Raw genomic sequence first — 20,947 nt, forward strand, 5'->3', positions numbered from 1 at the left:
TTCAAAATCTCGAAGGGTTTGTGTGTTATAGTAATAACTGTTCACGTGCTTTTCTTGACTTCTAGTTATTAAGATAAAATTCAGAATTAAACGTCTGCAACTTTCAAAGTCTGGAAAATAAGTGTTAACAGACTTTATTTTTTCATGTAAAACGCCATTCCTATTCTCTCAATATGTTCTATTAGCCCTTTGTTATCAATACGATCAAAAAGAGAGAGGTCTATTTGGTAGGGCAAAAGCAAATCGTCCAGCTCATTGTCAATCTGAAGCTGCTCCGAAAAAGATAAACCCTTTCCTTGCAAGGTTAGATCAATATCAGAATTAGGGCGGTAGGTGCCCAGAGCTCTTGATCCATAGAGTATAGCTTTTTGAATTTTGGGATGATTTCGAAATACATTATGCATTTTTTCGATAGTCTCTCCCGACAGTCCGAAATCGTTACTCGTTTCTAGCTTTGAGCTCATACATTTTTTCTTCCAGTTTTCTGAAAAGTTGATGATAATTTTCTATGATTTTGGATGAAATCTCTTCTGCAATCCCTTCATTGTACGTATGGGATGACTGATTTCGACTTTTAATCATTTCCATCCAATTCTCTCCATCAGAAATCAATCCTAAACGAAAGGCTTCTCTTGTGGCATCGCGAGAGCCAGTTATTGAAGAATTACCTTGATAAATCAAATAGTCTTTAAGTAAATTCCAAGACAGCTCATGAGTAAACTCAAAAGCTTGGATAAGTCCCTGTTCTTCCAAATCGCTTAACTCTCTTTCTTTTGATAGAGTTACAGCCTTCTCTAGTTGACCAAGAGCTTTCGAATAATTTTCCAGTCGCTGATGCCATCGCGTGTCTTGTTCCATCTCGTCAATTTAACCCAAAAAGTTTCCTTTCACCAAAAGGACATTAAAAAAACCGAAGACTTTAACAGTCTCCGGTTTTGTAATTACTTTCTAATTATTCAGGAAGTCCTCTGCGCCTTATGGGGAATATTATCACCTTACCCCAACTTCGCCAAACTCTCTTCCAAAGCCTTAATCTTGGCTTCGGCATCAGCTTGTTTCTTGCGCTCCATTTCTATCACCTGTGCAGGTGCCCCAGCGACAAATCGCTCATTGCTGAGTTTTTTCATGACAGAATTCAGGAAGCCTTTCGTATAGTCGATCTCTTTCTGAATATTCTCTTTTTCCTCCTCCACGTTTATGGAATCTCCCATCGGGATGAAGCACTCGTCAGACTTCACCACAAAGCTGATCGCATTTTCTACCTTTTCACCAAAGTTCAGTGAAGATAGATTCGCCAGCTTATTTAAGACAGCTGAGAATCGTCCGTATAATGCTTCATTTTTAGCATTGATAGTTAGATCCAACGTTTCTTTAGGTGACATTCCTTTAGAAGCGCGTAGGTTTCTCACTTGAGAAACTACCTCAAACACCTGATTTGCTTCTTCGATGATCTTGCTGTCAAATCCTTTTTCCGTAGGCCAAGAAGCCAAGATCAAAGATTCTTCCACGGATCTTTGGTTGATTTGGTGCCAAAGTTCCTCTGAGATAAACGGCATAAATGGATGCAAAATCTTCAGGATATCTTCGAAAAGAGCAATTGTCTTATCGTAAGTTTCCTGATCGATAGGATGCTGGTATTCCGGCTTGATCATCTCCAGGTACCAAGAGCAGAAGTCACCCCATACCAACTTGTAAGTGGTCATCAAGGCATCAGAAATTCTAATTTTCTCATAATGCTCATTGATTTCTACCAATGCCTGATTGAAGCGATTTTCAAACCACTCAATGCTTGAAGCATTTGCAGAACCATCCAAACTTGGATCGATTTCCCAGCCTTTTACCAGTCGGAAGGCATTCCAGATTTTATTGGCGAAGTTTCTCCCTTGCTCCACTAACTTATCGTCGTATGGTAAATCATTTCCGGCAGGAGAGGAGAAAAGCATTCCTGTACGGACACCGTCAGCGCCATTTTGGGCGATCAAGTCCAAAGGATCAGGTGAGTTGCCCAGGGATTTAGACATTTTCCTACCCAATTTATCACGGACGATACCTGTGAGATACACGTTTTTAAAAGGTTTCTCGCCCATGTATTCGTAGCCAGCAATGATCATTCTCGCCACCCAGAAGAATAGGATCTCCGGAGCAGTCACCAAGTCATTAGTTGGGTAGTAATATTTCAATTCCTCATTTGGCTTTCCAGTAGTGAAAACCTCAGGATCAAAAACCGAAATAGGCCAAAGCCAAGAGCTAAACCAAGTATCCAATACATCCTCGTCTTGCTGTAAATCAGCTAAAGTAAACGTGCCTTCAAATTGTTCATTCGCAAGCTGCAGGGCTTCCTCAGCAGTTTTAGCCACTACAAATTCACCGTTTGGAAGATGATAGGCTGGAATTCTATGTCCCCACCACAGTTGACGGGAAATGCACCAATCGCGAACGTTGTCCATCCAAGCACGGTACATGTTCTTGAACTTTGGCGGATACAATTGGATGATGTCTTCCATCACAGCCTTCTGAGCAGGCCTGGTGATCTCGTCCATTTTCAGAAACCACTGCAAGGAAAGCTTTGGCTCGACTACCGCATCGGTTCGTTCGGAGTGACCTACATTGGATTTGTAGTCTTCGATTTTATCCAGTTGATCTACTTCCTTCAGTTTCTTGGCGATCATTTTTCTAGCGACAAAGCGGTCTTCGCCCACCAGAATCTGCGCTTTTTCATTCAAAGTTCCGTCATCATTTAAGATGTCGATCACGTCTAATTTATGCTTTAGACCAAGTTCGTAGTCATTGATATCGTGCGCTGGAGTTACTTTCAAACAGCCTGTACCAAACTCCATATCCACGTACTCATCTTCGATGATTGGTATGGCTTTGTTGATCAGAGGGACGATAGCTTTTTTGCCTTTGAGATGCGTAAATCTCGGGTCATTTGGATTGATACAGATCGCAGAATCCGCCATGATCGTCTCAGGACGCGTGGTGGCGATGGTCAAAAATTTATCCTTGGAACCTTCGATTTGATACTTTACATAATAGAGCTTCGAAGCAATTTCCTTCGTGATCACCTCGTCATCAGAAAGTGCAGTCTTTCCTTTCGGATCCCAGTTGACCATGCGGATACCGCGGTAGATTTTACCTTTTTTATGCAAATCCACAAAAACAGAAATCACGGCATCGCTCAAACCTGCATCCATTGTAAAAGCTGTACGATCCCAGTCACAGGAAGCCCCCAGTTTTTTCAACTGATCCAAAATAATTCCTCCGTATTTTTCCTTCCATTCCCAGGCATGCTCTAGGAATTTCTCTCGGGTGAGCGATTTTTTATCTATTCCTTGCTCTTTCAGCAGGTTTACTACTTTGGTTTCAGTCGCGATCGAAGCATGATCTGTTCCGGGAACCCAAAGCGCATTTTTGCCTTGCATTCTGGCGCGACGGATTAATACATCCTGAATGGTATTGTTCAGCATATGCCCCATGTGGAGGACGCCCGTGACGTTTGGTGGCGGCATGGTGATCACATAAGGTTCCTTGTTTGGATCTACTTTCGATGAAAAAAGCTTGTGCTCCATCCAGTAGGCATACCACTTGGCTTCGGTAGCTGCTGGATCGTATTTGCTGGCAATAGACATATTCGGATGATTATTTAGAGGGGCAAAAATAGGAAAAAAGCCTATTTCGGAGGCATGAATTGATGATTCCTTTTTTTAACCACGGAGTTCACGGAGGTTTCGCTGAGGGCGCGGTTCATGATTTCACTTAAAATTGCGCTTTACGTTTGTAGTAATCATTGTTGTTCTACTCCTGCAAAAGCGAGTCAATCGGGCTTAGTTACTTAAAGCTCTGAAAAGTTACTAATCTGAATACCTTCTCGTTCCTGACTTAGGCTTCCAGCATATATGAGTTTTGCGAGGCTTTCAGGAGCGATTTTTTGAAAGTATTTCAAACCTTTTAAGAAATCTGTATGGAAGGTTTCCGAAGATTTTATTTCTATCGCAGTCAGCTTTCCGTCTTTTTCTTGCAAAAGATCTACTTCGTTTTGGTGGTTGTCGCGCCAATAGTAAAGAGCTGGGACTTCACCTGAATTCAATTCTTTTTTCATCAATTCTAAAATCACTAGGTTCTCGAATAAAGGACCTCTTGCGAAATGGACATTCAAATCTTCTGCGCGCTTAATCCCCAACAGACTACATAAAACTCCTGTGTCGTAGAAATACACTTTGGAAGATTTCAGAATTCGCTTGTTGAAATTGCGGTAATAGGATGGAAGTCTGAATGCGATAAAGGATGTTTCTAATACAGAAAGCCAGGAATTCACAGTTTTCTGATCAATTCCCAATTCGTTGGAGAAGTTGCTTTGATTAAAAAGCTGACCAGCTCGACCAGCTAATAACTGCAGGAATTTTTGAAAATTACCTAAATCCATCACATTCAAAATCTGCCTCACATCACGCTCGATGTAAGTTTGGATGTAATTGGGATAATAGTCGTTTGGAGCGATATCAAACTGATATTTCCTGGGATATCCACCGTTTACGACAAGATCTTCCCACGAAGGAATGGTGATGTGATCGGTTAATTCCTGCTTAGAAAATGGCAGCAAGTTCAAAATTGCAACCCGACCAGCTAAGGACTGAGTGATTTGATTAGATAGTAGAAAATTTTGAGAACCAGTCAAAATGTATTCCCCAACTATATTTCTTTCATCTGTCAGTACTTGCAAGTAGGAGAAGAGTTCTGGAACCCATTGCACCTCATCTAGAATTACACCGTTTTGGTAAGATCTGAGAAAAGCCAGGGGATCGGTTTTAGCGAAATTCCGTGCTTCTGGAAGTTCCAGATTGACATAGGTGAAGTCAGGTTTCAATTTTCTGGCAAAAGTAGTTTTCCCGGATTGACGCGGACCTGTAACAGCTAGCAACGGGAATTTGCTAAGCAGATTTAAAGCTTTGGATTTTATATGTCGATCGAAGTAATCCATTTTGTGCAAATTAGGAATTTGATTCCAAAAATACACAAAAATGAATTCATGTGAAATAATTTATTGAAAAAGAGAAAGTTATGTGTTTGCTTTTTTAGGGGAGAACTTGACTCTCCCAAATTAAGAACTTTGATCTGAATAGATTGTGAGTCACATTCTGCTTTTGACTGTTCAATAGCAAATCTCCATTACCTCAAAAACTCTGTCCTCTTTGGCCAACTTTAAAATTGCTTTATCGCCAACTTTTTTGCCGATCAGAATCTTTGCAATAGGGGAAATAAATGAGATTTTGTTTTTTGCGATATCAGCCTCATCCACTCCCACGATCTGATAGGTTTGAGTTTTTGGGCTATTTCCGATTTTCAACGTGACTGTCGCTCCGAAGCGAATTTCATCTTGAGGTTGGTCGCTTAAATTCACGATTTTGGCAATCGCAATCCGTTCTTCGAGCAAATGAATTTTCGCATTGATGAAATTTGAAGCAATGCGTTTTTCTTGTTCTGTCGATGCATCAATAGAAGCCTTCTCATCTAAAAGGCACTGCTTTTCTGCCAGCAATTCATTCATTCCATTTTGGGTGACATAATTGGTCACTCCATTCGGTACCTCAGCTCTTGGTGGAACTAGTGGTGTTTCTTCCTGATCATCTTCTTTTACAAATCCTCTGCTCATACCTGTATTTGTTGATCCAACTTTGATAAGGACTAATACAACAATTAAGTTTCATGAAAAGGCGATAAGTAGGATGAGGATAAAGGCCGGGAGATTAGACTATCTTTTACAGATTTTCAATTATTCTTGGCTTTTCCAATCATTCCTAGATGGGTGTGGTCAAAACTATCATTGTATTTCAAACCATAGCCCATTAATCTGTCAAATGAAATGTGGGCGAAAAGTATGATCCCAGCAAGCATCAAATATTTACTTTCAAAAGCCAATCCATATAAACCAGCACAGACAGCAATTAATCGGTGATGGAAGAGATTATAAGTAATTGCTCCAATCTTAGGACTAAACAAATAGCCGATCATTCCGATATCTGGTAGAAGCAATAGTGCTGGAAACCACCACCAGGCCAAATTTAAAGTGGTGAATATGTAAATGCTGAGTAGGAATAGTCCTGCTTCTTCCAATTTTAGTAAGTACCTCATTGTTCAATGATTTAGAGTTGAGGCAAAATTGGGAAGTAGCAGGGAGATCACTCTTGATAAATATCAAGAAGTTGAACGGACTTGTTTATTTCTAATTCTGCTGAATGTCTCAGGGGTCATCCCGAGCATGGATGCGATGTATTGGAGCGGAACCTGATTAAATAGCTCTTTATTATGCTCAAAGAAATGGGCATAGCGTTCTTCGGCAGTCATGGATAAATGAGTGAAAATCCTGTCCTCTAAAATGGTAAAGCATTTGGCAATAAACAACTTTTCGAGTTCATGCCAATTGGGAACCACAGTTCCAATGGACTTGTAATCTTCTCTGCTGATGGTGTAAAGCTCTGCATCCGTCAATGCTTCAATAGTCCAACGAGCCGGACTTTGAAAAAGTAAACTCGAAAGATCAGTGACAAAATAACCTTGAGTAGAAATCCATTGCGTTACTTCTTTACTTTCAGTCTGCTTATACACTCTCAACAGTCCTGATTTTATAAAACTAAGTTTGTTACAAGGCTTTCCTGTTTTCAAAAAGCAGTCACCCTTTTTTAGTGTTTCAAGATGAAAGTGTGAGCTTACTACTTGCAAACTATCCTCGGGCATCACGCCAAAATAGCTTTTTATATTTTGTTCGAGTTCTGTCATTTCGAAAGTGAAAATAGTATAAATGGATATAATTAACTGCAAAAGTCGCTGAGTCCCATTGATGCGGGATGCGCGAAGCTTTAGAGTTTCTATGGTGCTCTATAAGCTGGCTCAAAACCTAAAGGGCAGTTTGTGAGCAGAAGGTACTGATATAATTCCGATAGCTGCATCTACACTTCATTATACGTTCAGAAATGCAATTCAATGTTTTGAGATCAAGAAGTGTCACCAGCTACATGATTTGGATTTGTCTTACAAGTATTTTATTTTAAAGAGCTTATCTGACTTTGCTATTAGGGTTTTAACGATAGTAATTAGCCAATTTCAAACTCTGCTTTTTAGTATGAAGATGTTCAATTGTAAACATTTTTTTTATGGCAGGTGTTATTTTAATCTTGATGCTTTTAGAATAGGTACTGAATTGTCTTAGAGATTTACCTCAAAAAACCAATTATGCAAGACGCACAAGGAATAGAAGAAAAGTTTTCAGTCAATGATGCGATAAGTGATCTTTGGACCAAGCTAGACGGGTGGTTTGATGCCATCATTTTAAAATTGCCCAATTTTGCCGTTGCGATTTTGGTCATGGTCATTTTTTATTTTATAGCAAAAGGCGTCCGAAGTCTTGGTAAAAAGGTTATCTACAAAAGGATATCTGACGAAGCGATAAGGCAAATGGTAAGTAAGCTGGTCTTCGCTATTATAATCTTGATTGGATTCTTTGTTGCGCTAGGCGTGATGCAGTTGGATACCGTTCTTACTACGATTCTTGCGAGTGCTGGTGTCGTTGGTTTAGCTATCGGTCTCGCTTTACAGGGCACTTTGAGCAATACGTTTTCTGGCCTTATGCTTTCATTTCAGCCAAAGATCAGACTTGGTGACTTTATTGAAACCAATGGTATGCAAGGTTACGTGACCGAAATCAGCCTTAGAAATGTTGCAATTAGGCAAACCAATAATGAATATGTAATCATTCCCAATTCTATTTTTATTGATAATCCTTTTACAAATTACTCGCTGACTGATAGGTCACGGGTAGAAGTAAGCTGTGGGGTTGGTTATGAAGACGATTTGGAAAAAGTTGAAAAAATGGTTCTCGAGTTGATCAAAGAAAATTTCCCGATAGTAGAAAATGAGGAAATAGATTTTTTCTTCACGGAATTTGGGGATAGTTCTATCAATTTTGTGACTCGATTTTGGATCAATAGCATCAAGCCAAAACCAAAGTTAGCTGCTCAGCACAAAGCAATTATGCTTATCAAGAAAAAATTCGATGCAGAAGGAATCAATATTCCTTTCCCAATTCGCACCTTGGATTTTGGGAAAAATAAATTGCAGATGGCAGCTAGGGAGGATTAGGAATTATTAATTGGAAAATAAGGAGTAGAAATCTATTGGGTTACTTCTTTACTATTAGTCTGCTTATACACTCTCATCAGTCCTGATTTGATAAATCTAAGTTTGTTAGAAGGTTTACCGAATTTCAAAAAGTAGTCGTCCTTTTTTCGGTGTTTCTAGGTGAAATCGGGAGTTTACTGATTGTAAACTATCCTCTCGCATGACGCCAAAGTAGGTGGATATCTTTTGTTCGAGGGCTGTCATAGTTTTAGTGAAAATAGTGTTTTTTTATCGCAAAGGTCGCGGAGGATAACGCGGAGGGCACAGCTTTAAAATTAACTGGCTTATTCAGACTTTGAGAATTTATTGCCCACTCACCCTGATCACAATCTTCCCCTTATGTTTTCCTTCGCCAAAATAATGGATTAGTCTGGCTGTATCTTCAAGTGGATATGGCCCGTCTATTTCAGGAGTAACTTTATTTTGGATGACCAGCTGGGCTATTTCATCTAAGCCTTCGTTTGGTTTTAGGCTAAGAATTTGAAGGCTTTTTTTAGTGAATAAGGATAAGATTTTGCCCCAAAAAAGTATTGATAATAGGCTCCCAATATTACCTCCAATGGTCACGTAGATTCCAGTTGGCTTCATGGCTCGCAGGTATGCAAATGGGGATTTATTGGTTTTGCAATCCAAAATTAGATCATACTTTTCTCCAGTTTTTGTAAAATCTGTCTTTTTGTAATCGATCACTTCATCGTAGCCGAGCGATTTCATCATCACTAACTTTTCGCCTGAGTCCACACCGGTTACATGACAGTGGCTGAGTTTGGCCAGTTGAAGCCCGATAGTTCCCACGCCGCCTCCGCCTCCGTTGATGAGTACTTTTTGTCCTTTCTTTATTTCTCCTATATGCCGAAGTGCTTGGAGTGCTAGGGTAGAAGCGTGTGGAATAGCAGCTGCCTTTTCAAAACTTAATTCATCAGGTTTGATAACTACCGCATCTTCATGAATACTTACATACTCCGCAAATGTCCCGAACCCAAACTGCGATATATCGCCATAGACTGAATCCCCAACTTTCAGCTTGCCTACTTTTGACCCAATGCCTTCAATAACACCTGACAATTCCATCCCTGCAATTGGATTCTTAGGTTTGAAAAGCCCAAACATCAGTCTATACAAATAAGGCTTGCCCCTAACCATACTCCAATCATAATCATTGATAGCAGTAGCATGGATTTTAATTAAAACCTCATAATCCTCAGGAATAGGCATGGCTACTTCTTTCAATGAGAGCACTTTCTCTGGTTTTCCGTACTTCTCAAAAAATATAGCTTTCATCAGTTTTGTTTTTCAATGATCTGGTTGAAAATAGCTATTCTTTAGTTTCTACAGTTTCTTAAAGTCAAAAAATAAAAAAAGGAAGCATTTCGGCTTCCTTTTAACTTTCAATTGTGATAAAATTACTTCTTCACTATCGGTAACACAATTCTACTCAGACTCTTTGCCCCATGATGGATTGAGTTTGTAGCGATTACCCCTTCTGTTTCATCATACGTATTTCCACCGGTATTCATGTTTCTATCGAAGCGTGGGAAGTTTGAGCTGCTCACTTCGATGCGGATTCTATGACCTTTATCGAAGTAGTTGGAAGTGCTCATTGGAGTCATTTTGATTTCGTAGACTTTCCCGTCTTCCATCCAAACTTCCTTGTCGTAGCCTTCACGGTAGCGAACCCGCTGGATAGTTTCATCCAGATTATAAGCTTTGCCGTCTGGATATACATCGATTAGTTTGATAGTAACGTCAGTGTCCTTGGCATCTGAAGAGAGGTATAAGTAGGACTCTATGAATCCCGAAACTTCAATTCCTTCTTCCAAAACATCAGAAGTATAAACAAGTATATCATCACGCTTCTCCATCTCAGACTGATCTTTGGAACCTCCGCTTCCATCAATTGCATTTCCAGTACAGCAAACATTGCCTCCGTAGGAAGTCACAGGATTCATTGGGTCGTATTTGAAGGTATCAGGATTGTCTTTTTTAGGCTTTTTAGGAGTTAGTTTTCCATTTCCATTAAGCGTATTTGCTTGTCCTTCAGAGTCCAAATACATAGTAGTCATGACTGCTTCAGCTGGTGGCCAAACGTCTGATGTTTGCCATTTATTGGCTCCCATGGTATAATACTGTACGCGTGGCATTTCCTCCATGACTTCTGATTTTTCACCTTTTAGCCAAACATCAAACCAAGCTGTAATAATCTCATCGTAATTCAATCGGGCATCTCCTACATTCAGATCACCCACCATTGTGTTTTCGGAGGCTCTGGTATAGGAACAGTGAAGTACTGGAGCGATCACCAAGTACTGATTTTCTCTAGCCATTTCCGATACGGCATTTTCTCTTGCATGATTGAAGAGTGCAATATTTGGCCCGGCTGATACATCAAACCAAGACACAAACCAGAAACTTGGCTTGTCAAATGGCATGTCATCGTGATACAATCCTCCTTCAAACCACTTTGGGTCGTTTGGCTTACGGGTGATCATTTCTTCGTAGATGCCCATCGGCCCATTCTGATTTCTGATGATGTCCTGAATGGGAAGGTGTGCCAATGCCTCTTTGGAATCAATTCTCGGATACTCCGGGGACATATCATAAAAGCGCTGGAGTCTTAGCAAGTCTTTTTGACTGATGTCTTTTGGTAATTTTGGTGCCATTGGATCATGCTGTACGCTATAAAGCCAATTGGTAAAAAGCATCTGTCCAGCACCGCCACGGTACCAGTTGCCTTGCTCATTAAATTCACCTACCCGGCCAACTCCTGCTCCGTATCCCTGTGGTACCAGTGCCGCCAAAGCTGGATGATCCAGTGAAGCCACGGCCATTTGCCATTCCGCAGTAGAAGAGCAACCTAGAAGTCCCACTTTGCCATTGCTCCATGCTTGCTTGGACATCCACTCAAATGCATCATTTCCATCAGTCAAGGGAACACCAAGAATATCCCAATCTCCTTCGGAAAAGTATCGTCCACGCTCATTCTGTACTACGTATGCGTAGCCTTTTTCCACCCAAGAGAGGGCTGTTTGCATGGTGCGTGTATTCAATTCTCCATTTCCCCAAGTATTGAAATTATAGGGAGTCCTGGAAAATACGATGGGGTATTTACCCTCGCCTTTGGGACGGTAAATATCTGTGGCCAGTCGCACGCCATCCCGCATAGGCATCATGACTTTTTGATCTACTATGGCAACCTCATCGAGCTGATCGATAATGCTTTTTTCCTGCGCAAAAGCCAAAGTGGTGGCAAAGACCAATACTAGTGTCAGGAATAGGTGATTTAGTTTTTTCATGAATTAGAGATTCTGATATATTCAAAGTTAACAAAGTGATCATTTTTGCGGTACATAAAATGATAATTGGTTGAATTCGTAGATCGGAATTAATTGAAATTTAGCTGTTTTATGCCAACAGTCAATTAGCCAGTGACTTATGAGAAAGCAAGGATCATGAAATTTAGCTAGTTCAGCTTTAGCCCTTTTCATTTCATACATAAAGTCTAAATTTGCAGTCCTAACAATTTTTACCAATGAGCGACAGCCCTAGCAACGCCCTGAATACCTGGGTGGAAGTAGCGAAAAATTCTGATTTTACAATTTACAATCTCCCTTTTGGAGTTTTTAAAAACAAAAAGCTTAGTCCTCGCATCGGGATAGCAATAGGCGACAAGATTGTTGACTTAAGCATTCTGGATCAAGAGGGATTCTTTTCAGACATGTTTTTACCTGAAGGGATTTTCTTAAGCGAATCTCTGAATGAATTGATAGGATTGGGAAAAGTAATCACTAAAAAAATCAGAGAGCGTGTTCAGGAACTGCTTTTGGCAGATAATGAAAAGCTAAGAGATCATTCAGCCCGCGGTAAAGTAATGCTAAATCGTAAGGAGGCGACTATGCTGTTGCCTGTGAAGATTGGAGATTATACGGATTTCTATAGTAGTATGGAGCATGCCACCAACGTTGGCAAAATGTTTCGTGATCCAGAAAATGCGCTTTTACCTAACTGGAAGCATCTTCCCGTGGGGTATCATGGTCGTGCTTCGTCAATTATTCCATCTGGATCGCCAGTGATCCGTCCAAAAGGTCAAACCAAAGATCCTGAGACAGGTGCTCCGGTATTTGGTCCAAGTAAAAAGTTGGATTTTGAACTGGAACTTGCATTTATTACCGGTAAATCTACCAAGCTTGGCGATTCAGTGTCTACAGCTGACGCGGAGGATTATATTTTTGGGTTTGTGCTTTTCAACGATTGGTCTGCGCGGGATATTCAGGCATGGGAATATGTGCCTTTAGGTCCATTTTTAGGAAAAAGCTTTGCTTCTTCTATCTCCACCTGGGTGGTGACTTTAGAAGCTTTGGAACAGTTCAAAGTAGAAAGTCCCGTTCAGGAACCAGAAGTTTTGGACTATCTGAAATGTAATAAACCACATAGTTTTGATATACAGTTGGAGGCTTATATCCAGCCAGAAGATGAGAAAAGTAGCAAAGTCTCTACTGCCAATTTCAAAAATATGTACTGGAATGTGGCTCAACAATTAGCGCATCAGACAGTCAATGGTTGTAATATCAATGTAGGCGACATGATGGCTTCCGGGACGATCTCGGGTAAAACTGAGGATTCCTTTGGATCTATGCTTGAGCTTTCTTGGAATGGACAAAATACCGTAAAGCTTGATTCAGGTACTGAGCGAAAGTTCATTGAAAATGGTGACACGGTAATTATGAAAGGATTTGCTGAGAAGGATGGAGTTCGGGTTGGCTTTGGTGAAGTGAAAACTAAAGTGCTACCCGCGAAGTGATTTGCAAATAATACTAATATAAAACCCTGATTTAGTGCAAGTCAGGGTTTTTTTTGTGCCCAATTCCTACCCATTTTTTCTTCAAATTCTTAAATTGACTAATCAATTGAAATTCAGATGATTAAATCTGATTGTAGTTGAATAGAGCAAGTTGGTTCTCGATAGTTTTAGGTCATTTAAGGTGACAAATCGAGATTTTAGATTTCAAGACTGTCTCAATTTTTTAGGAGACAATTACTTCTTTTCACATTTCATAATTATTAAAAACTATGGCTAAGCTTAGAAATTTATCTATTACAACCCCATTACTTTTTGCTTTTCCTCTACGGAGTGAATGGGCAATTAATCCAGTTGACATCAATAAACCTATTACCGAAGGAGGTTGGGAGGGAGCTGGTAGTCTCAAGTTCTCCAGAGGGTTTGTGATGGCAAAGAACGATGCTAATTTTCTGTACCTCACTCTTGATGTGGTGTCTGATACTGGGAATGACAGCAGTACTAACGATTATTTTTGGCTGACTTTTGACAATACTAGGGATAGAGCGATCACTTCCAATGTAGATGTGAACTATGGACTTTACCCTGGTCAGCCAAACAAACTCGGTAGACAGAAGTACCTAGGTCCTGGACAATGGACAGGATTACTTTCCGATCCTTCCAATTCGGCAGTGGTTCAAGAATTTGGTCCAAGTCCGAACTCAGAAGTTTCCCATAGAATCTGGAAATTCAGAATAGAACTTAGCGAGATCAACGTGTCGCTCTCTTGGCCGTTGAGTACGCCCTTTACCTATTTTGGGTTTAGGGTAAAATCCAGTAATCCTGGGTTCACAACGGATTTCCCGGGCAATTTTTATAAGGATTTTACCAAACTTCGACAGCTTGTCCTTTCTAGAAAGCCAAGTATTCCTTCCAGTTCATTAGGCCATTTGATAGGAAGTGTAGGATTGATTCCTGCAGGTAAAAATACGGCTGATCAGGATATAATAAATCAAACTACCGGTCGTGCTACAACGGAGTCCAGTTATTCTCTTCATGTGGAAAATGCTGCTTTTGGCGGTACCCTAAACTTGATAGGGAACCGTGCCAAAATGATATCTCTGTATGGTGCAAGCAATAAGAAGTATATGGTAGAAATAGCCGGTCCGGGAGGAGGCGCCTACCAGAAGTTGATCAGCAATTGGTCCAATTATCGCTGGACGGGCTCCAACTATGCTTTGGAGGCTTTTGCGCCAAATTCATATGGGTATTATGAGCTGGCAAATCCAAGTACGGATTACTCCATCGATGACTTGCTTATACAGTTTCCTACTTCTGGATTATTGCCAGGATTGTATACTATAAAAGTCACATTTTTTGTAGGAACTAGCTACAGACCGCTTGAATTCCAAGAGTTGAAATTATATATAGACAATCATGTGCCGGCTACGATCATCGAAAGTGTAAAACATGGCAGAATTGAAGTATCTGCCTGTGCTATAGAAAGCATAGGAGCAGCACCGGATGGATTGAATTTCCGTATCACAGCCAATGATCCAGAAGGAAATCTCCGTTCTGTAAGTTTTCATGCCACCTACGGAGAGGGTCTATCTACTTCAATTTATTACGAAGGATACACTCCCTCAAAAGGAAACTGGGAAGGGTTTGCAAACAAATTAATTCCTGAATCTGGGAATTGGCGACCACCTCAATCCTGTGCATATAGTTTTGTGCTGACAGCCTCAGCACGGACAACTGATGGATACAAGTGGATTGGTAAAAATTCTATTCATCGAAATCTGACTTTACTTCTGGGGTAAAAAGGTTAATGGTCCATAAATGAAAAGCCACTTCTACTCAGGAGTGGTTTTTTTGTTTATGCAGAGTGAAACTTTCCTTAATTAGTATTGTGCTCAAGCTCAATTGAATGATTACACTATCAGTTTGCAACTTGGGGTTTCTTGCATTAAAAGCTTACTCGTTCTTTCCAATTTGTGAATTCAAGCGCTAGCTCGTTAGCAATTTCAGGCTCTTGGTCTATGATATTTATTGTCTCACTTGGGTCTAATTTTAGGTTATATAATTCCCAGGAGGCGTTTTCTCCATGAGCAACGAGTTTCCAGTCTCCTTTTCTAACGGCTCTTCCAATTCTCCATTCCCAGAAAATTGGTTCCATACGTTCGGTAATTTCACCTCGAATAGCAGGTAAAAGACTCTTTCCTTCCGTAGGAAAGATAGAATTTCCTTTGAACTCACTTGGGTAACTGGCGTCTGCGAGTTCTGCAAGAGTTGGGAGAATATCGATCAGATGTGCTGGGTAAGAGTTGATTTCATTTTGATGACCCAGACCTTTTGGCCAGGAGATGATTAAGGGTGTTTTGATACCTCCCTCAAAAGAATAGTTTTTAAAGAATCGCAAAGGTGTGTTTCCTACATTTGCCCAATCGGGCCCCAGCGAAGTCCAATGTCCTACCGTACCAATTTTCCCGTCTCCAGGAATCGTGACTACTTCAGCTGAGGCGCCATTGTCGGAAAGAAATAGGAAAACAGTATTCTCAAATTTGTTGAGGGACTTCAGTTTTTCGATGATTTCCCCGATTTTTTGATCCATGCGATCAATCATTGCTGCATAAACTTCCATTTTCTGCTCCTCTATATTTCTGAGAGAATCGGAAAGCGACTGCCAAGGTAGATAGGTAGCTTCGCTTAGGACATGGGTATCATCTATGATTCCTAGTTTTTTCTGTTTTTTGTAGCGCTTTTGTCGGATAGACTCATACCCCTCAGAATATTTTCCTTTATACTTCTCAATGTCTTCCGGCCAAGCCATCAGAGGATCATGAGGTGAGGTATATGCTATGTAAAGAAAAAATGGCTTGTCCTCATCTTTGTATTCTTCCAGCCACTGCAAGGCATATTTGGTGAAGTAATCTGTGGAGTAGTAATCTTGCTGTACAGAATAAGGCTGCATAAGTTTCCGGTCCTCATAGAATGGTCGATCATCCCTTTTTTGAGCAGGTTGAGGTTCGTTTCCGCGACGAGGTCCGGGGTTGAAATGGTTTGAAGCTCCTTCTTTTAGCCCAAAATATCTATCAAAGCCCCGATCCATTGGATGGTCATATCCGTGATGCTTGCCTGCCCAAAGTGTTCTATATCCTGCCGACTGGAGAAGTTCTCCAAATGTGATTCCATTTTTCAGAGGTTGCTCGTAGGTAGATTCATAGCCTACTTGCTGGGCATACAAACCCGTAATCAAGGCTGCTCTTGATGGGTTGCATTTTGAGGTATTATACATTTGAGTGAATCTGACCCCATTTTCAGCCAGCCAGTCTAAGTTTGGAGTTTCTACCTCACTTCCATAAGAACCGATATCCGACCATCCTAAGTCATCTGCCAGAATCAGGACGATATTTGGCTTTTCTTGCTGAGCCTTTCCAACCAAAGGAATAAAGAGCCAAAGCAGCAAAATGAAAATTGGGTTTTTCATAATCAGGTTATCGTTTTCGGGACACCGATTAAATTACTAAAAACATCTGAAATGAGGAGTGGGTGATTATTGAGTTTTAAAAGCAGGATCCTCAAAAACGACAAAAGCCACCGATTAAGGTGGCTTTTAATTTATAAAAAGGGGGGATTATTTGAATCCAATCTCTTCTAAACCTTGATGGCTGATTTTGATTGCTTCCAAAGGGTCTAAATCGAAAGTATTGTCCTGCTCTACTAAGTAGAACTCCATTCCTGATTTATCCTTCTCTGCCAAGATTCTCTTGAAATCTATCGTGCCAGTTCCTACAGGAGCAAAGTTACCTTCTTCATTCATGTCTTTTACATGCCAAGCAATGAAGCGCCCTGGATACTTTTCAAAGTAGGTAAGTGGGTCAACACCAGCTTTTGTGACCCAGAAAAGGTCCATTTGAAAATTAACAAATTCAGGATTGCATTTCTCCAAAAGAAGATCTTCAATCACAGTACCATCCTCCATCGCTTTGAATTCAAAGTCGTGATTGTGATACAAAAGTTTGATCCCTGCATTATTGCATTTTTCTCCCAAAGTATTCATGATGTTAACCAATTCCTCTGGGCTTCCTTTCATTCCCATTCCATCTTTTCCAGAGGTAAACATGCCCATAGGAGGTACAGGAATAACAAAATACTCAATGCCAGCGGCTTTCACATCTGATATCAATTGATCTGCATTCTCCAAATTAACCATGCCCATGTGTGCACTCTTGGCTGTCAGCCCGATAGATTCTAAATAGGATTTGAATTCTGTGGGAGTCATTCCGTAGAATTTTCCATCTGAATAATTTGCTGTTTCTACATAGGCATAGCCATTATCAGCAACAGCTTGTAGTGTGCCTTTTGGATCCTTTGACATCGCATCTCTTAATGTATATAGGGCTAGACCTCCAAAGTCTCCAGAAAGAATTTCTGTACCTACTTCTACTTCTGTAAGTTCCTCGGTCCCAGTTTTACTGCTACATGCTGTAAAACCAATTGTCAAAGCAAGTAAAAAGCTGATTCTTAGGCTTAAATGTTTTTTCATTTTATGATTGATTTTTTCTGCTGGACAAGTTAGCTAATTCATAGAAATATTGAATGGAATAACACATTTGCTCCTGAAACAGCAGGAGAAAATACCGCCGGGATTAAACAAAAAGCCATGATTACGTATTATAAAGTACAACCAACCAAACTATTTTAATGACACATATTTCAAAAATACTTGATATTCAGACATTAACACACGATGTAAAGCAGTACAAAGTGGAAAAGCCAAAGGGTTATTCATTTACTCCTGGGCAAGCAACCGAAGTAGCTATCAATAAACCGGATTGGAAGGAAGAAAAGCGCCCGTTTACATTTACTTCTTTACCTGAAGATGATTATTTACAATTTGTAATAAAATCCTATCCTGATCATGATGGAGTGACAAATCAGCTCGATCGATTAGTGGTAGGCGATGAGCTTTTATTTGATGATTCTTGGGGAGCAATTGAGTACAAAGGAAAGGGGATTTTTATAGCTGGAGGTGCTGGCGTTACTCCTTTTATCGCAATAATCAAACAGTTGAAATCACAGGGAAAGTTAAGTGGCAACCAACTTTTCTTCGCAAATAAGACCAAGCAGGATGTTATTTTGGAGAAATACTTTAGAGAAACTCTTAAAGGAGATTTTTCTTCTATTCTTGAAAAAGAAAGTGCTGAAGGTCATGAACACGGACGTATCGACGAGGACTTTTTGAAAAAACATGTGGAGGATTATACTCAGCATTTTTATGTTTGTGGGCCAGATCCGATGATAAAAGCAATCAGCGAAACATTAGAAAAATTGGGGGCAAATCCTGACGCTATTACTTTCGAGAAGTAGGGTTTATTCCTACTTCGGTTCGTGATTCTCGCTCATACCTATTACCTTTTTCACTAAAGGTCCTATGGTTAATCCTTGTCCTATAATTGAGAAAACCACGATTACGTAGGTGACAGTTAGGAAGAGTTCGCGCTCCATTTGTGGCTCAAGCGATAATGCCAATGCGATGGAAATACCGCCACGGATTCCTCCCCAAGTCATTAATAGATTGGTTTTTGGGATAAAATCAAGCCTCTTACCAAAGATAGCTACAGGGCCAGCCAGCGATAAAAATCGAGCTAATAAAGCAACTGGAATAGCCAGCAAGCCAAGGGTTAAATATTCTTCACTTGCAGTAATTATAAGGAGCTCCAAGCCAATTAAAACAAAGAGGACAGCATTTAAAAGTACATCGATCAGTTCCCAAAATTTGTCCACGTAGTTATGTGTGGTCTCAGACCAGGCAATAGTTGGAGATTTATTTCCTATAAAAATCCCCGCTACCACTACTGCCAGCGGACCCGATACGTGGAGTTGGTGCGCTAGCATAGAAAGTCCCATCACCAAGGCCAAGGTGATGATTACTTCCGTTTCGTAATGATCAATTACCTTCATTAATCTGAAGGTCAACCAGCCAGCAACCAGTCCTAAACCAATGCCTCCTGCCACTTCTTCGAGAAAAAGCAAGCCAACTTCACTAGCATCTACAGCGTCAATTCCTTTTTGGGCGATTTTGAAAATCACCAGAAAAATAACTACGCCCACACCATCATTAAAGAGTGATTCTCCCACTATTTTCACCTCCAATTTCTTAGGGGCGTTGGCATCTTTGAGAATTCCCAAAACAGCTATAGGATCAGTAGGAGAGATCAACGCACCAAAAAGCAGGCAGTAGATATAATTGATTTCATGTCCAAAAAGGATGAAAATATAATACATCATCGTACCAACCAAGAAAGTGGAAAGTACGACTCCAATGGTTGCGAAAAAGGCAATCGGAGCTTTCATTGCCTTCAAGGAATCTAGCTTGGTATGTAGCGCACCGGCAAAAAGCAGGAAACTCAGCATGACGTCAAGCAGTGCCGTTTCAAAGTCAATTGAACCAATCAGTAGCTCAGCTTCATCTATGAAAAAGTGATTGATCTTGCCTAAAATGGTAATTCCAAGCGTAAATACGATGGCAATAATCATCAGTCCAATGGTAAATGGCAGCTTCAGGAATTTGGTGTTGATAAAGGCAAATACTGCTGATAGGACAATAAGAATGGTTATGATGCTAAAAATATCCATTGTCTAGAAGTGGTTTTGATGGCTTTTGCCAAAATACAACCAATTTATTGATTGAGTCAAAAAAGTGCAGGGATCATTTGGGTAGTTGATCCCTGCATGAAATCGAATTTATTGAAAATTAAATAGAACTGGGAAAAGGAAGAATACAAACGCTGCCCAAATGAAATATAAGGGAATATAATTCACGATAGTCTTTCCAACTTCGCTACTTTCTGATTTCTTAGACACTGTCTTAAATAGCTTAGCAGCAATCATTAGCAAATGAGCGAGCATCAAAATATTGCTACCTAGGACAGCCATTCGATTTGGTGTGATCCCCAATTCAGATATCCTAATAAGGATTGCTGAAAGTGCAACGCTATTGACAATTATTGTAATAATGGATAGAAGAAAAAGGATCCAAAAATGGCCGCTTTTCTTTTGATCTTTAGAGCTTTCGGCTACCGAAAAGAAAATCAAGGCCATCACACCAATCAAAACTAAATTGAAGAGTAGGAGGGAATCCCGATCGTTGTACGGGTCCTTTCCAGAATACATGATCGCCACAAGATATACGGTAAGCATAATCAGTACTGCTGGACTAAACAGCTTGGCAATGATTGGGGATACCTTATTGACTAATTGAGGATTTGTCCAAGTCAGATAAACGGCAATAATCGGGACAGCAGGCAAGCCAAAAACTACTAGGTTCTGCTGGAAAAACTCTTCGATATTTATTTCAATCAAGCTGAAAAGTCCAAAGGTAATACCTGTTAAAATTGCTCCAGCTATCCCTAATAGAACTGATAGCACAATCACATCTCCGTTAAATCGAAGGAATTCCAATCGCTTATTTACATTCCGAATTTCTTTACCTGAAAAAGCCACTCCAATCAAAATCCATAATAAGACAGGCAGGTGAAGACATGCTAAAATCAATGTGTCAGTTTCAATGCCTGGCAGAGAGTTGATATAAATCAGGCATGCTGAAGAAATAGCAGCAATGATCGCTATAGTTTTGGTAGGTAATTTATTTTTCCATGCAAAAAAGGCTACCAAGACGGGGAAGATGATGAAGGCGATATTTCTTGGATAAAAGAAGTCTTCTGAAACGGAGAATGTGAATGGAATCCGGGCGATCAAGCCTGCTAGGAATGTGGCAACGCCAACGTAAACTAGTTCGTTATTGGAACCCCAGGAGATTCCACCAGCTTCGGAATTCAACCTTTCGTTCCAAAATTCGCTGATTGGCTTCTCCCTTATTTCGGGATAAAGCGTAGTAAATGATGCTTTAAACTCTGACTTGTTGCTTCGGTAAAGCTTTTCCAGATAAGCCGGATCATTGATGTGAGTTAAGATTTCTGTACGCATGGTCGGGAAGGA

The 20,947-nt window shown here is 40.3% G+C and carries 17 protein-coding genes; 4 read left to right on the forward strand and 13 right to left on the reverse strand.

From position 1 onward, the window contains the following. Positions 1-134 precede the first annotated feature (134 nt). The 7 genes from LV83_RS12025 to LV83_RS12055 all read right to left on the reverse strand — a co-directional run bounded on the left by LV83_RS12025 (position 135) and on the right by LV83_RS12055 (position 6,774). Positions 135-464 carry a nucleotidyltransferase domain-containing protein gene (locus tag LV83_RS12025; protein WP_111611775.1) on the reverse strand — a complete coding sequence of 110 codons (330 nt, stop codon included), beginning with the start codon at positions 462-464 and terminating at the stop codon, positions 135-137. Then, the gene (locus LV83_RS12030) at positions 439-858 is read right to left on the reverse strand and encodes a nucleotidyltransferase substrate binding protein (protein WP_111611776.1); all 420 of its coding nucleotides are present in this window, start codon (positions 856-858) and stop codon (positions 439-441) included. Before LV83_RS12030 ends, LV83_RS12025 begins: the two co-directional genes overlap by 26 nt. Before the next feature lie 137 nt (positions 859-995). Then, positions 996-3,629 (reverse strand): valine--tRNA ligase, encoded by a 2,634-nt coding sequence (locus tag LV83_RS12035; RefSeq protein ID WP_111611777.1) that lies wholly within the window; start codon positions 3,627-3,629, stop codon positions 996-998. 203 nt (positions 3,630-3,832) lie between these two features. After that, entirely contained in the window at positions 3,833-4,978 is a 1,146-nt protein-coding gene (locus LV83_RS12040) for an ATP-binding protein (protein WP_111611911.1), read from the reverse strand. A gap of 171 nt (positions 4,979-5,149) precedes the next feature. Beyond that, a complete protein-coding gene (locus tag LV83_RS12045) occupies positions 5,150-5,650 on the reverse strand; it encodes a GreA/GreB family elongation factor (protein WP_111611778.1) in 501 nt (166 codons plus the stop codon). A 116-nt stretch (positions 5,651-5,766) separates the two neighbouring features. Next, entirely contained in the window at positions 5,767-6,129 is a 363-nt protein-coding gene (locus LV83_RS12050; RefSeq protein WP_111611779.1) for a DUF4260 domain-containing protein, read from the reverse strand. A gap of 63 nt (positions 6,130-6,192) precedes the next feature. Beyond that, positions 6,193-6,774 carry a Crp/Fnr family transcriptional regulator gene (locus LV83_RS12055; protein WP_111611780.1) on the reverse strand — a complete coding sequence of 194 codons (582 nt, stop codon included), beginning with the start codon at positions 6,772-6,774 and terminating at the stop codon, positions 6,193-6,195. Between the two features lie 453 nt (positions 6,775-7,227). On the opposite strand from LV83_RS12055, the gene LV83_RS12060 reads away from it, so the two are divergent. Beyond that, positions 7,228-8,133, forward strand: a complete 906-nt coding sequence (locus LV83_RS12060) for a mechanosensitive ion channel family protein (protein WP_111611781.1) — start codon at positions 7,228-7,230, stop codon at positions 8,131-8,133. 342 nt (positions 8,134-8,475) lie between these two features. On the opposite strand, the gene LV83_RS12065 is transcribed toward LV83_RS12060, so the two are convergent. Next, complete coding sequence (locus LV83_RS12065; RefSeq protein WP_111611782.1) at positions 8,476-9,453, reverse strand: NAD(P)-dependent alcohol dehydrogenase; 978 nt, start codon at positions 9,451-9,453, stop codon at positions 8,476-8,478. A 122-nt stretch (positions 9,454-9,575) separates the two neighbouring features. After that, entirely contained in the window at positions 9,576-11,465 is a 1,890-nt protein-coding gene (locus tag LV83_RS12070; RefSeq protein WP_111611783.1) for a CocE/NonD family hydrolase, read from the reverse strand. A gap of 236 nt (positions 11,466-11,701) precedes the next feature. On the opposite strand from LV83_RS12070, the gene fahA reads away from it, so the two are divergent. Continuing rightward, positions 11,702-12,970 carry a fumarylacetoacetase gene (fahA, locus tag LV83_RS12075; RefSeq protein WP_211320480.1) on the forward strand — a complete coding sequence of 423 codons (1,269 nt, stop codon included), beginning with the start codon at positions 11,702-11,704 and terminating at the stop codon, positions 12,968-12,970. Positions 12,971-13,239: 269 nt separating this feature from the next. Beyond that, the gene (locus tag LV83_RS12080) at positions 13,240-14,766 is read left to right on the forward strand and encodes a hypothetical protein (protein ID WP_111611784.1); all 1,527 of its coding nucleotides are present in this window, start codon (positions 13,240-13,242) and stop codon (positions 14,764-14,766) included. A 146-nt stretch (positions 14,767-14,912) separates the two neighbouring features. Here the strand turns inward: LV83_RS12080 and LV83_RS12085 are convergent, their stop codons facing one another. Both LV83_RS12085 and LV83_RS12090 read right to left on the reverse strand, forming a co-directional pair. Further along, positions 14,913-16,433 (reverse strand): arylsulfatase, encoded by a 1,521-nt coding sequence (locus LV83_RS12085; RefSeq protein WP_111611785.1) that lies wholly within the window; start codon positions 16,431-16,433, stop codon positions 14,913-14,915. A gap of 147 nt (positions 16,434-16,580) precedes the next feature. Next, on the reverse strand, positions 16,581-17,492 hold the full coding sequence (locus LV83_RS12090; RefSeq protein WP_111611786.1) for a sugar phosphate isomerase/epimerase family protein: 912 nt from the start codon (positions 17,490-17,492) through the stop codon (positions 16,581-16,583). Positions 17,493-17,650: 158 nt separating this feature from the next. On the opposite strand from LV83_RS12090, the gene LV83_RS12095 reads away from it, so the two are divergent. Next, the gene (locus LV83_RS12095; protein ID WP_111611787.1) at positions 17,651-18,316 is read left to right on the forward strand and encodes an FAD-binding oxidoreductase; all 666 of its coding nucleotides are present in this window, start codon (positions 17,651-17,653) and stop codon (positions 18,314-18,316) included. Positions 18,317-18,325: 9 nt separating this feature from the next. Here the strand turns inward: LV83_RS12095 and LV83_RS12100 are convergent, their stop codons facing one another. Both LV83_RS12100 and LV83_RS12105 read right to left on the reverse strand, forming a co-directional pair. Beyond that, complete coding sequence (locus tag LV83_RS12100) at positions 18,326-19,585, reverse strand: cation:proton antiporter (RefSeq protein ID WP_111611788.1); 1,260 nt, start codon at positions 19,583-19,585, stop codon at positions 18,326-18,328. 108 nt (positions 19,586-19,693) lie between these two features. Next, positions 19,694-20,935: a hypothetical protein gene (locus LV83_RS12105; RefSeq protein ID WP_111611789.1), complete on the reverse strand. Its 1,242-nt coding sequence runs from the start codon at positions 20,933-20,935 to the stop codon at positions 19,694-19,696. Positions 20,936-20,947: the final 12 nt, after the last annotated feature.

Source organism: Algoriphagus yeomjeoni (assembly GCF_003259505.1).
Lineage (GTDB): Bacteria > Bacteroidota > Bacteroidia > Cytophagales > Cyclobacteriaceae > Algoriphagus > Algoriphagus yeomjeoni.